The following is a 12842-nucleotide window of genomic DNA, read 5'->3' as shown; positions in this document are numbered from 1 at the left end:
TCCCTATTTCAATACGCCCACAGCGCGTGCGAGGTCAAGCGTGCGCTGAGCACGGGCCACAACCGGTTTGTCAATCATTTTGCCGTTGAGCGCGATCACACCCGAACCTTTACGGTGTGCCTCTTCAATCGCATCCATAATATCCAGCGCCTTTTCAATGTCTTTCCGGGACGGCGTATAGATTTCGTGAACCGTTTTGATTTGGCGTGGATTGATGATTGATTTTCCGTCAAATCCGAGCTGATGAATCAGTTCGACTTCTTTCCGGAAACCCTCTTCGTTGTTGACATCGCTGTAAACTGTGTCAATCGCATCAATCCCCGCAGCTCTCGCCGCAAGCAGAATCATGCTGCGACCGAACAGAAGTTCAACACCTTCTGGTGAACGTTTGGTTTTCAGGTCTGTCACATAGTCCTCCGCGCCCAACGCGATACCGACCAGCCGCTTACTGGAAAATGCGATCTCCTTTGCGTTCAGCACGCCCGCCGCGCTTTCAATTGCCGCCATCATGCCTGTAGAGCCGACTTTGATGCCGTTTTCCCTTTCGATACGTTCTATTTCGTATTCGCAGATCAGCACATCCTGCGCGCTTTCTGTTTTGGGGAGGCGGATGATCGCCTTCTGTGTTCGGACAATTGATTCAAGGTCATCAATACCGCATTTTGTAGTCGGGTCATTAATACGCACAACCAACTCTTTTCCATTATAGTCAATCGTGCTGAGTGTCTGGTAAACCAGAAAACGGGCGGCATCTTTTTCCGCCACCGAAACAGAATCCTCCAGATCAAACATAATACTGTCCTGTTCGTAAATCCCGGCGTCTTTGATCATGCCGGGATTGTTGCCGGGCACAAACAGCATGGTTCTGCGGAGCCTTTTCATTTTGCCTCGCCTCCCCACTGATAGGATTGTTCACCGCTGGCACGATAAGCCGCTGTTTTTACGCGCGCTTGAATCGCGCAGTCCAATGCCCCCTTATCCACCGCGTGGACCCGTGCGTCATGAACCTTCAGTTCTTTCAGCGTTTCCTCGATCGTTCTGCGAATGATCTTTCCATACTGTTTTTCAACTGTGCTGTCCAGATCAATTTCCATCCCATTTCCTTCATTCGGCGCAATGGTCACCATGATATCGCTTGATTCCATGGTTCCCGCCACCGCAGTTTTTTGGATTTTCATGCGACAGATCATCTCTTTCTGCAATTTATCTCTATTTCCGGCTTGCCGGGGCTGTTCTAGATTCATTCTAGTTGGGCGTTATACATATGTCAAATTGATATTTGTTATGAATTTTATAGGATTTTCCTATTTCGCATTCCTACGCTTCTTTGCACGCAGGACAAAACAAAGGTACGCTTCTGAATAATCAGAAGCGTACCTTTGTTTTTTTATTTACATTCCATGTTGAAGCAGTTGTGAGGTCCCCTCTCCGTTTTCATCCCAGATGTGACTCTGCCAGATTGGAGTAAAGGTTATCCAATATCTCCAGAAACCGTAGGGCGGAGGAGGAAAGATACCCGGTATTCAGATAGGCGGTTCCGATCTGCCACGGGACATCCTGTTCCGGCTCCAGATAATAAGAATTTGCCGAGAGCTCCATGGGATCTTTCGGAAGATAAACCTCGGGGACAAGGGCAATTCCAACCCCGGTAGCTGCAATCCGCTGAATGGTCTCAATGTTTTTGGACTGCAGAGCAATACGCGGCGTGATCCCCGCCTTTCGGAAGATTGCTTCTGCGGTTTTCCGGATATACTGTCCCTGGTTCCCGATGATAAACTCCTGCCCATCCGCATTGCGAAGATCAAAATAGGGCTTTCCATCCTCCTTGACATAAGCCAGATTCGTCAGCGGATGGTTCTGAGAAACCAGAAGTACCATTCTGCCGGCAAAAAATGTCTTCGTATAGAGTCCTGGATTTTCAGCCGGAAGCGGCATAATCGCAAGATCAATGGTCCCGTTGAGCACCATATTCTCCAGATCATGAGAATTGGATTCATAAAGTTGCAGCTTAATGTCCGGATAAAGCGCCTTATAACGTGTGATTGCCGCCGGTACGAAAACCGCGCCCAAATGGTATGGCATCCCCAGCGAAAGATGTCCTCCCCTGAGTTGCTCGACATCAAGAATATTATTTTCCAGGTCGCGCATGGCTTTCATAATTTTTGAACCGGTTTCTACAAAAAGCTCTCCTGACTGTGTCAGCTGCATGCGGTTTTTCACACGGCAGAAAAGTGGAACGCTCACTTCCTCCTCAATCTTTTTCAATGCCTGGCTGAGCGACGGTTGCGCAATATAAAGCTTTTGGGCCGCTTTTGTGATATTCCCTTCCTCCGCAATGGTCAGGACATATTGAATTTCCCGCATGCTCAGGTTCATAATTCACACCGCTTTTCTTTTAAATCAATGTTTTTTGTTTTTATTATAGCATACCGTTTTCTTTCTTAGCAACCAGAACCATAGGAAAAACCAATAATTGTGATTAAAGTTATGTATTAGACAAATAATTCTTACCCTTTTATAATAGAAATCAGCAGATAAAAAGTTGATAAAAAGAGGAGCTACATAAGTGGAAACCGATAAAACAAAATCCCTTTCGGAATGCATAGCAGACTTTACAATTGATCTGCGCTTGCAGGATATTCCCGCGGAAGTAATCGGCTATGCAAAGCTGCTGCTGCTGGATACATTCGGTGTAGCGATGTCCTGTCAAAAGATGGAGCATGCGGCGGCCATACGGCGGGCGGTTCTGGAAATTGGCCCGGCAGAGGAATGTTCCCTGTGGGGCACGGACGAAAAGGTGCAGATGGCGGACGCGGTTTTGTATAACAGCTGCCTGATTCACGGCGCGGATTATGACGATACCCATGTGGCCGGAATTGTGCATCCCAGTGCCGCTGTCGTCAGCACAGCACTGACGGTCGGAGAAAAAGTCGGCGCAAACGGAAGCCAAATGCTCGAAGCCATGGTTGCCGGGTGGGAAGTCATTGTGCGGCTGGCGCTGGCTGCCAAAGGGCGTTTTCATGATATCGGCTATCATGGGACCGGCATGGTCGCTCCTTTCGCTGCCGCCTGTGTGGCCGCGAAATTGATGGGACTGTCCAGAGAAACCCTGGTAAACGCGCTCGGCATCTGCGGCAGCCAGGCGGCGGCAATTCAGGAATTTCTGCATGACGGCACGTGGGTCAAAAAAATCCATCCGGGTTGGGGCTGCCACAGCGCAATCTATGCCCTAATGATGGCAAAATACGGGTTTACGGGCCCTTTGCAGGTGTTTGAAGGCGATTTCGGGCTCTGGAAAACGCACCTGGGGACAACGGAAGGCCTTGAAGAAGCGTTTTCTGATTTTGGAAAGGTCTGGCATACCACAGAAATCTCTTTCAAACTATATCCGGTCTGCCACATGACCCATTCCTTTATTGACTGCATGATCAGCCTTGAAAATGAATTCCACTTTGCCGCCGACGACATCGAATCTGTGGAGTGCCGCATTGAACCGCGCAGTTATCACATCGTCTGCGAGCCGCGGGATGTCAAAATTCACCCGAGCACCGATTACATGATGCGGTTCAGCCTGCCGTATGTGGTGGCGGTTGCCGCTGTCTATCAAAAAGTCAGCCCCTGGGAAATCGATATGAAGTATGCGCAGGATCCAAAGATTCTGTCACTGATGGCACGCGTCAGATGCGTCTCCGACCGGGAACAGCAAAATCCAGGCTATTTCCCCGGATGGCTCAAGGTAACGACCAAAAGCGGCAGCATCTACATTAAAGACCAGCGCTATGAAATGGGGACTTATCAAAACCCCATCGACAAAGACGATGTACGTATTAAATTTGAGAATAACCTTTCTGCGTTTTATTCAAAAGAAAGGCAGACACAGCTGGCCCGCAGAATTGATTCCTTTGAGGAACTGACCTATGCGGAAGAACTGCTGAGCTGCCTGAAATCCGATCAGTAGATGGAGGAATCACACAATGGGACAAACGTTAGTGGAAAAAATCCTGAGTGAAAAAATGGGACGGGAGGTACATGCCGGAGAAACCGTTGTTGTCAATGTGGATTTCGCGGCTCTGCACGACGGCTCCGGGCCGCTGCTGGTCCGCCTGATGAAAGAGCGCGGTTATGACAAGAGTCCTGTATTCGATGCATCGCACGTCCTGTTTGCCAATGAATTCGGCCCTGTACCCACCAAAGAAATCGCAAACGAACACGCGCTCTGCCGAGACTACGCCGCATCGCACGGCTGTCACTGGGAAGAAGGTGGCACAGGCCATGTCCACGCCCATGTCTATGAAGAATACCTGAAATGTGGCTCGGTATGCATCGTAGGCGACTCCCACACCACTGTACACGGCGCATTCGGCTGCTTTGCGACCGGCTGCGGTTCCACAGATATGGTTGCCGTAACCCGTTTCGGGAAGACATGGATTAAAATACCGGAGACTTTTCGTATTAACGTAACCGGGAAACTGCCGCGTGGGGTCTACTCCAAGGATATTATGCTGAAACTGGCAAGCATCATCCAATCCGACCAGGCAATTTATAAATCGCTGGAATTCCGGGGCGATACCATTGCCTCTCTAAGCATGGACGGGCGCCTGACCATCACCAGTATGGGCGTCGACGTCGGCGCAAAATGCGCCATCATGGAAACCGACGGGCACACCCGCAGTTTTTTGGAACAGATGGGGCGCGCTGAAGATTACAGAGAAATCCGCGGAGATGAACAGGCAAATTATGAACGCATCATCGATATTGATGCTGCCCAGCTGGAACCGCTGGTTTCCAAACCGCACTATCTGGAAAACGTTGACCTCGCAAAAAACTGTGCGCAGCAGAAGGTCAACATGGTATTCATCGGAAGCTGTACCAACGGCCGCGTCGAAGATATGCACGCCGCCGCAGAAATCCTGAAAGGCAAAAAGGTTGCCCCCGGCGTCCGCCTGCTGGTAATCCCCAATTCGACCTATGTTTATAAGGAATGCCTGCGCGACGGAACTTTCCTGACGCTTGCGGAAGCAGGCGCAATGATTGAAGCCCCGAACTGCGGTCCATGCATGGGGGTCCATCAGGGAATCCCCTGCGACGGTGAAGTCGTGCTCGCAACCCAGAACCGCAACTTCAAAGGCCGCATGGGGAACCCCAAAGCAAGCATCTATCTCTCCAGCCCCGCGACCGCAGCGGCAACGGCGCTTACGGGGTATATCACCGACCCGCGCGAAGTAATGGAATAAGGAACGATTACACTATTTGAAATGGGGCTGAAACTATATGATTCGTGATAGCATTAAAGGAAGAGCATGGAAGTTCGGCAGCAATGTCAGCACCGACTCGATCGCTCCCGGACGGCTGATTTCCCTGCGCGCCAATCCCGCAGAATATGCACGGCATGTGCTGGAGGACGCGCGTCCGGAATTCGCCAAAGAGGTTAAAACCGATGATTTCATCGTCGCAGACAAAAATTTCGGCTGCGGCTCCAGCCGTGAAATCGCGCCGATCATTATTAAGCTTGCGGGTGTCGGCGCAGTGCTCTCCAAATCTTTCGGGCGGATTTTTTACCGCAACGCAATCAACAACGGCATGCTGCTGATTGAATGCGATACGGACCGCATCGAAGAGGGCGACCAGCTATTTGTAGATATTGCAAACCGCATCATTAAAAAAGAAAACGACCCTTCCTTCTCCATGCCGTTTACCCTTTCCGACAAGGAAATTAAAATCGTAAACGAGGGTGGATTATTGGACTATATCGAGAAATATGACTCTCTCGACATATGACAGTCTTTTTTCTCCTCTTTTTGATTCCTGCCGAAGACCTCTTCGGCGGGAATTTCCATTCTTAAACAAAGGAGGCATTCCTATTGAATGAACTTGAACAATTGGCCCGGTTCACCTGTTCCCTGCGGCTCTCAGAAGTCCCCGAATCCGTTGTGAACGCTGCCCGTTACTGTGTGCTCGATACCATCGGTTCAGCGCTCGGCGCAGCCGGCTATGAGGAACTCCCCGCACTTTTCAGGGAGTTTTCGCATTGGAGCAGCGGCGTTTGGGGGACATGTGCATCCGCATGGGGGCAGGGAGAAAAGGCGGGCATTTTCCCCGCGATGCTGATAAACGGCATGATGGCGCACGCACTGGAAATGGATGATGTGCACACCGGTTCCAAATCCCATCCGGGGGCGGTCATCGTCCCGGCGGCATGGACGCTGGCGGATGCGTTGGGCGCTTCCGGCGAAGCTTTTCTGGAAGCCGTGATTGCCGGATATGAGGTCATGGCGCGCATTGGCATGGGAATGAACGTTTCCAGCAACCGCAAGCGCGGATGGCATACGACCGGGATCATCGGCACCTTCGGCGCCGCAGCAGCAACCAGCCGCCTGCTTGGCCTGAATTGGGAACAGACACTTTCCGCCTTCGGCATGGCTGGCACACAGTCCTCCGGGCTCTGGGCTTTTCTTGCGGAGGGCTCCACCTGCAAAAAGCTGCACCCCGCAAGGGCCGCGGTGAACGGGTTCTGTTCCGCGATTCTCGCGAAGGGCGGCATGTCCGGCCCTTCGCAGATTCTGGACGCAGAGGACGGCGGTCTATACCGTGCGGTCAGTGATTCCTTTGATATGCGAAAGGTTTCCGCAGGGCTGGGAGAAACCTGGGAAATCCTGAAAATTGACAAAAAACCATATCCCTGCTGCCGGACCACACACCACGCAATCGACGCTGCGCTTTTCCTGCGCGATACGGATGGGTTTCATCCGGAAGAAGTCTCCTCCATTCTGGTAGAAACCTACGAAGTGGGTGTCCTGCAGTGCGGCTTTGAAAAATACCCGGAAAGCCCTGTTGAAGCGAAATTCAGTATCCCCTACACCTGCGCCGCCGCCCTTGTGCGCGGCAAAGTCACGCAGGCGGAATTCACCGGGGAACTGATTGCCGACCCAATGGTCAGGCGTCTTGCAGAATCGACAAAAGTAGTCTCCGACCCGCTGTTTAACGACAGGTACCCCGCACGCTGGGGAAGCCGGATGCATATTTTCATGAAAGACGGCAGGGAGCTTGTCCGCCAGATCGACGACATTTCCGGCAGTATCCGGCGCCCGCTGACCGCACGGCAGGAAACCGACAAGTTTACCGGACTCGCGCTGGGAAGCATCTCCTCCGAACGCGCGGGGCGGCTCATGCAGGACATCCTGCGAATCGAAAAGCTGCCGGAACTTCCCGATCTCTGCTAGGTATCTTCCGGTTTGCTATTGAAATTTATGAATTATCAAGGAGGTTTTTTCATGGTTGAATTGATTGACGCTCCGGTATGTCTCAAGCCGGATAGTACACTTGTGCCGTTGGGTCAGAGCGATAAGCACATGCAGGAAGCTCTACGTACAGGGCGGGAAAATACGATTACATATCAGGTTCTGAAAAGCCACAATACTTCTGCGGACAAACAGATAAAGCTGAAATTTGATTCGCTGATTTCCCATGATCTGACTTATGTAGGCGTTATCCAGACCGCAAGGGCCAGCGGGCTGAAAGAGTTTCCGATTCCCTATGTGCTGACAAACTGCCACAACAGCCTCTGCGCGGTCGGGGGAACCATCAACCGCGACGACCACATGTTCGGCATGTCCGCGTGCAAAAAATACGGCGGCATCTTTGTTCCCGCCAACCAGTCGATTATTCACTCCTACGCCCGGGAGATGCTCAGCGGATGCGGCCGCATGGTGCTCGGCTCAGACAGCCATACGCGGTACGGCGCGCTGGGCACGCTCGGCATCGGGGAAGGCGGCGGAGAACTGGTCAAGCAGCTGCTCTGCCGCACATACGATATTGAGCCTCCCAAGGTGGTTGCCGTCTGGATGCAGGGCAGGCCCGGGCATGGAGTCGGCCCTCAGGATGTTGCCCTGACACTGGTGAAGGCTGTTTTCCAGAATGGGTTTGTAAAGAATAAGATTCTGGAATTTGTCGGCCCCGGCATTGAGCATCTTTCGATGGATTTCCGCAATGGCATCGACGTTATGACCACGGAAACGACCTGCCTGTCCTCCGTCTGGGTTACCGACAACAGGACAAAACAATATTTTGAACTTCACGGGCGGCCTGAGGCATATGCGGAACTGGCTCCGGGCAGGAACGCCTGTTATGATGGTGCCGTTATCATCGACCTGGACAAAATCGAGCCGATGATTGCCTTCCCGTTCCACCCCAGCAACGCATACAGCATCCGGGAATTCCGTGAAAATGCCGAGGAAATTCTCGCCGATGTGGAACAAAGTGCACAGAAGCAGATCGACAATCCGGAACTGCATCTCGACCTTCGCTCCAAACTGCATGGTCATGAATTCCGCGTCGATCAGGCCGAAATCGCGGGATGCTCCGGAGGCAGCTTTGAAAACCTGGTCTGTGCCGCGCGGATTATGAAGGGAAAGAGCATCCCCAATGAGTTTTTCAGTATGAGCGTCTACCCTGCCAGCAATCCGGTACTTCTGGAGCTCATCCGAAACGGGGCCGTACAGGACCTGATGGAGGCCGGCGTCGTACTGAAACCCTCCTTCTGCGGTCCCTGCTTTGGCGCGGGAGATGTCCCTGCCAACGGTTCGCTCGCCATCCGGCATACCACCCGCAACTTCCCCAACCGGGAGGGCTCCAAGCCGAAAGAACACCAGATGGCGTCTGTGGCGCTGATGGACGCCCGCTCGGTCGCGGCCACCGCGGCAAATGGCGGATTCTTAAAATCAGCGGCCGACGTGGAGTATGACGATCAGGAACCGGTGTACCATTTTGATGAAAGTTCCTATCGGAAAAGTGTTTACAACGGATTCGGGCATCCTGAACCGGAAACCGAACTCCGCTTTGGCCCCAACATCACCGACTGGCCCAATATGATTGCGCTGCCGGAAAACGCTTTGCTGAAAGTCTGTTCTGTTATCGGTGACCCAGTGACTACTACAGATGAACTGATCCCTTCGGGGGACGCAGCCTCTTACCGCTCCAATCCGAAACGGATGGCCGGTTTCACACTTTCTCGCCGCGACCCGCAGTATGTAGACGGCGCAAAGGAGATTCAGAGGCTGGAACTGCTCCGTCAGGGCGGGGATGCTTCGCCGGAGCTTGCCAGCTTTGCAGACGGCGTTATCGCCGCTTTGGGATATCCCTCCCGGAGCCGCGGACAGTTCCTGCAGACGACCTGTTTCGGCAGCGTGATCTATTCGATCAAGCCGGGAGACGGCTCCGCCCGGGAACAGGCCGCCTCGTGCCAGAGGGTGCTGGGCGGGCTGGCCAATATCTGCGTGGAATACGCCACCAAACGTTACCGGTCCAATCTGGTAAACTGGGGAATGATCCCGTTTCTCGGAGACGCAGCGCTCTTGCATATTCTGCGAAGGGGGGATCTGCTATATCTTCCAAATATCCGGCAGGTAATCGCTTCCGGGCAGCAGAAAATTCAGGCCGCACTGATTCGGGACGGCAAAGTGCTCAACGACATTCCGCTTACCATCAGCGCGCTTTCTGAGGAAGAGACACAAATCGTTTTGGCGGGAAGCCTGATCAACTATTACGCTGAAGGTTCCAAATAACAAAATAAAAAGTCTCCCCGCTTTTCCAGCGGGGAGACTTTTTGCAAAAAACCATCTGAAAAACCGCCGGTTAAACCGGCGGTTTCGTTGCCTGTGTGTTTATTTGATCAGTCCGATTTCCTTATAATAGCGCTCCGCGCCGGGATGAATCGGAATGAGCTGTCCTTCCAGGGCATTGGCGCCGTCTTTGCCGCCAAAGTCACCTGCCTGCGGATGCGCAAGAGCAATATCGTCATGATATTCAATCAGGGTTTTTATCCAGTCGTAAACCACCTGCTCATCGGCATCGGCGGAACAGATATATACATTTCTGGTTGCCAGAGTATCAGAATCATCCTCTGTGGAATAGACATCCTTTTCAATCGTCACTTTTTGGAAGTAAGGATTTTCTTCAATGATTTTATCCCTGATATCGTCACTCATCGTCAGCAGGTTGATGCCCGCAGACATGGCAAGGTCGGAAATCGCGGTATTGGGAGTAGAGGCAACATGGACTCCATAGTCCAGATTCCCGTCCTGAACGCCCGCGGTGATGTCCCCGATAGAGAGCACACTGATATTAAAATCAGATTCGGACAATCCATAGGCTTTCAGAATCGTCGGGAAGTAAAACTGGGACATAACACCTTTAGAGACACCGATTTTTTTACCTTTCAGATCCGCGAGACTCTTGGCCGTCGAATTCTTCGGGACAAACTGTGTGATCGTCGTTATGTATCCGCCAGTGATAAAATTAATTTTTCCCTTCGTGGACTCATTGAACTCACGTTCGCCATTGTACGCGGCCAAGGCTGAATCTGCCATACACACACCGATCTGAGCAACGCCCTGTGTGATCAGATTCACGTTCTCCTGTGAACCGGTGGTCAGTTCCGGCTTGATCTGGTATTCCGGATATAACTTATTTAAAATCGCTCCGGTAGTGGTCGTTGTGACATAGCCCACACCCGCGCTGGTTCCGCAGGCAATGGTGATAACCTGTGATTTTCGCTCTACCCCATCGTTTGCCGCCGACACAGAAATATCGGGCGCAGGCGATGCCTGTGCGTCTGCGCCCGAAGTCTCCGCAGAAGGGGCAGAAGGCGACGATGAGGTTGTACCTGCGCATCCGGCAAGCATGGAAGCGGCAATTAAACATGCTAAAATACCGTTAAATACTTTTTTCATTTTTGACCGTCCTCTCATTTATTGTATTATATGGAACGATATGCACCTTTGCATATCGTTACGGATTCTGAGAAATGGGAACCGATTTTCTTTTCTCCCTGATGAAATGATAAAACAGCAAAAGAGCCATGATTGCGGCGCCTGTGATATCAGTGACAACGCCGGAATCAATCAGCAACAGTGACGCGCAGAGTAGAATCACCCGCTCAATGTTTGTAATCGGCCACTTGACAAAATATTGTTCCACCGCACAGCTTAACAGATAGATGCCCAGCAGGGCCATGCCGAACGAATACAGAATGGAATACCATGCCCCCTGCGCAAGCAGCACCGGATTATAGACAAACATAAACGGAAGGATAAATCCGGAAAGAGCGAGCTGGAACGCCCGGAAGCCGCATTTCGAGGGACTGCACTGGGCAATGCCCGCCGCCGCATAGGCGGCCATCGCAACAGGCGGCGTAATGTTGGATATGACGCCAAAGTAGAAGATAAACAAGTGGGCCGCCATCGGCAAAACACCGAGCTTGATCATCGCGGGAGCAACCAGCGTTGCGAGGACAAGATAGGCGGCGGACGTCGGAAGGCCCATACCCAGTATCAGGGATACAATCATGGTCAGTATCAGAAGCAGCGCGACTTTTCCGCCTGAAGCCTCCACCAGAATCGCGGACAGCCTGTAACCAAGACCGGACCCGAGCACAGTCCCAATAATAATTCCCACCAGCGCGCAGGCCGTTGCAACCGACATAGACCCATTTGCCGAACTTGTCGCAATTTTGGCGAGCTTTTCCTTGGTAATCCGATTTTCCTTACTGAACGAAACGATAAAGGCTGTAAAAATCAACGTGAAAATGCCGCCTTTTGTAATGGTCAGCTTCATAGGCCCTATAAAAACGACAAGGGCAATCAGCGGGAAAAACAAGTAAATTCGTTTGACCAGGGTTTTGATGTCCGGTATTTCGCTGTGGTCCATCCCCTTGATATTTTTGCGACGCGCATAAAGATCGATAATCATCAGAATGGCGGCGAAATAGAGAACAGCCGGAATAGCGGACGCTTTCACGACCTCGAAATAAGGCACTTGCAGGATCTCCGCCACCAGAAATGCAGCGGCGCCCATCACAGGAGGCATGATCTGCCCGCCTGTAGATGCAGCAGCTTCCACAGCTCCGGCATACTCCGGCTCAAACCCGGTTTTTTTCATCATGGGGATGGTAAAAGTGCCTGTCCCGATCACATTCGCAATGGAAGAGCCTGAGATGGAGCCAAAGAAGCCGGAAGCAACCACCGCCACCTTTGCAGGCCCGCCTCTCATCTTGCCGAACCATGCGGCGGCAATTGTGGTGAAATAATCTCCCACGCCTGTCTCATTAAATACGGCGCCCAGAATGATAAACAATACGATATAATTTGCTGAGGCGTTTAAAGCGGAACCGAAGATCCCGTCGGAGGTGTAGACAACCAGATGGATAAACCTGCTGAGCTTAAATCCTCCGTGCTGCAGGATGGAAGGCATCCACTGCCCCATAAACGCGTAAGCGATAAAACAGGCCGCAACAATGGAAAGTGACGGACCGATTGATTTATAGGTAGCGTAAATCAGCGAAATAATCAGCAGAATCCCGAAAAACACGTCGATGGGATAGGTAATCCCGCCCCGCAGGTCATACGCCGGGGTGATATACAGCACGTAACCCACGCTTGCCACTCCCATTACTAAAAAAGCGATGTCTGCTATTTTGTTTACGAGTTTCTCATCTTTGATAAAAGCTCTTAAAAACAACAGGGAAAGTATCAGCAACAAGTGGATCGCACGCTGTCCGTTTCCGGAAACCACTCCGAACATTGCAGTGTAAAGGTGAAAAATTACAAATACAGACGATAAGGCCAAATAAATTTTTTTTGCCGCCATTGTTATCCTCCTCAAATTTTGTCTCGCTGGCGAAACGTTTTGTTCTATCTGATCTGCTGTATTATCACGCCATTGTGCCATACACAGTTACAAAAGGTTACAGTTTCCCCTTTCTTTTTAAAATTCAACTCAAACAGTTTAAAAAGCTTATAATTATTATATTTACAGATTCTTTATGTGTCTAATACATAATACCTGTA

At 51.4% G+C, this 12842-nt stretch carries 10 protein-coding genes; 5 read left to right on the top strand and 5 right to left on the bottom strand.

Going from position 1 to position 12842, the window contains the following annotated elements:
* Positions 1–3: 3 nt before the first annotated feature.
* From citE to C1A10_RS07725, 3 genes are all read right to left on the bottom strand, one after another.
* Positions 4–882: a citrate (pro-3S)-lyase subunit beta gene (gene citE / locus C1A10_RS07735; protein WP_101909700.1), complete on the bottom strand. Its 879-nt coding sequence runs from the start codon at positions 880–882 to the stop codon at positions 4–6.
* Entirely contained in the window at positions 879–1178 is a 300-nt protein-coding gene (gene citD / locus C1A10_RS07730) for a citrate lyase acyl carrier protein (RefSeq protein WP_101909699.1), read from the bottom strand. The genes citE and citD overlap by 4 nt, the downstream gene beginning before the upstream one ends.
* A gap of 256 nt (positions 1179–1434) precedes the next feature.
* Positions 1435–2376, bottom strand: a complete 942-nt coding sequence (locus C1A10_RS07725) for a LysR family transcriptional regulator (protein WP_101909698.1) — start codon at positions 2374–2376, stop codon at positions 1435–1437.
* Between the two features lie 190 nt (positions 2377–2566).
* Between C1A10_RS07725 and C1A10_RS07720 the strand changes: the two genes are divergently transcribed.
* The 5 genes from C1A10_RS07720 to C1A10_RS07700 all read left to right on the top strand — a co-directional run bounded on the left by C1A10_RS07720 (position 2567) and on the right by C1A10_RS07700 (position 9560).
* Complete coding sequence (locus C1A10_RS07720; protein ID WP_101909697.1) at positions 2567–3958, top strand: MmgE/PrpD family protein; 1392 nt, start codon at positions 2567–2569, stop codon at positions 3956–3958.
* 16 nt (positions 3959–3974) lie between these two features.
* A complete protein-coding gene (locus C1A10_RS07715) occupies positions 3975–5234 on the top strand; it encodes an aconitase/3-isopropylmalate dehydratase large subunit family protein (RefSeq protein WP_101909696.1) in 1260 nt (419 codons plus the stop codon).
* A gap of 37 nt (positions 5235–5271) precedes the next feature.
* Positions 5272–5778: a LeuD/DmdB family oxidoreductase small subunit gene (locus C1A10_RS07710; RefSeq protein WP_101909695.1), complete on the top strand. Its 507-nt coding sequence runs from the start codon at positions 5272–5274 to the stop codon at positions 5776–5778.
* A gap of 83 nt (positions 5779–5861) precedes the next feature.
* Positions 5862–7220 (top strand): MmgE/PrpD family protein, encoded by a 1359-nt coding sequence (locus tag C1A10_RS07705; RefSeq protein WP_101909694.1) that lies wholly within the window; start codon positions 5862–5864, stop codon positions 7218–7220.
* A 51-nt stretch (positions 7221–7271) separates the two neighbouring features.
* Complete coding sequence (locus C1A10_RS07700; protein WP_101909693.1) at positions 7272–9560, top strand: hydratase; 2289 nt, start codon at positions 7272–7274, stop codon at positions 9558–9560.
* Positions 9561–9659: 99 nt separating this feature from the next.
* On the opposite strand, the gene C1A10_RS07695 is transcribed toward C1A10_RS07700, so the two are convergent.
* On the bottom strand, positions 9660–10727 hold the full coding sequence (locus C1A10_RS07695; RefSeq protein WP_180951043.1) for a TAXI family TRAP transporter solute-binding subunit: 1068 nt from the start codon (positions 10725–10727) through the stop codon (positions 9660–9662).
* A gap of 58 nt (positions 10728–10785) precedes the next feature.
* On the bottom strand, positions 10786–12642 hold the full coding sequence (locus C1A10_RS07690; RefSeq protein WP_101909691.1) for a TRAP transporter permease: 1857 nt from the start codon (positions 12640–12642) through the stop codon (positions 10786–10788).
* Between the last annotated feature and the right edge of the window lie 200 nt (positions 12643–12842).

The organism is Marasmitruncus massiliensis (genome assembly GCF_900186535.1).
Taxonomy (GTDB): domain Bacteria; phylum Bacillota; class Clostridia; order Oscillospirales; family Ruminococcaceae; genus Anaerotruncus; species Anaerotruncus massiliensis_A.
The sequence above is the reverse complement of the archived record's forward strand: the minus strand, read 5'-3'. Positions and strand labels throughout refer to the sequence as shown.

Bases quoted from the DNA above. Each gene is read 5' to 3' on its own strand.
- C1A10_RS07695 (WP_180951043.1), bottom strand. From the start codon at position 10,727: ATGAAAAAAGTATTTAACGGTATTTTAGCATGTTTAATTGCCGCTTCC.
- C1A10_RS07690 (WP_101909691.1), bottom strand. From the start codon at position 12,642: ATGGCGGCAAAAAAAATTTATTTGGCCTTATCGTCTGTATTTGTAATT.
- C1A10_RS07725 (WP_101909698.1), bottom strand. From the start codon at position 2,376: ATGAACCTGAGCATGCGGGAAATTCAATATGTCCTGACCATTGCGGAG.
- citE (WP_101909700.1), bottom strand. From the start codon at position 882: ATGAAAAGGCTCCGCAGAACCATGCTGTTTGTGCCCGGCAACAATCCC.
- citD (WP_101909699.1), bottom strand. From the start codon at position 1,178: ATGAAAATCCAAAAAACTGCGGTGGCGGGAACCATGGAATCAAGCGAT.
- C1A10_RS07700 (WP_101909693.1), top strand. From the start codon at position 7,272: ATGGTTGAATTGATTGACGCTCCGGTATGTCTCAAGCCGGATAGTACA.
- C1A10_RS07710 (WP_101909695.1), top strand. From the start codon at position 5,272: ATGATTCGTGATAGCATTAAAGGAAGAGCATGGAAGTTCGGCAGCAAT.
- C1A10_RS07715 (WP_101909696.1), top strand. From the start codon at position 3,975: ATGGGACAAACGTTAGTGGAAAAAATCCTGAGTGAAAAAATGGGACGG.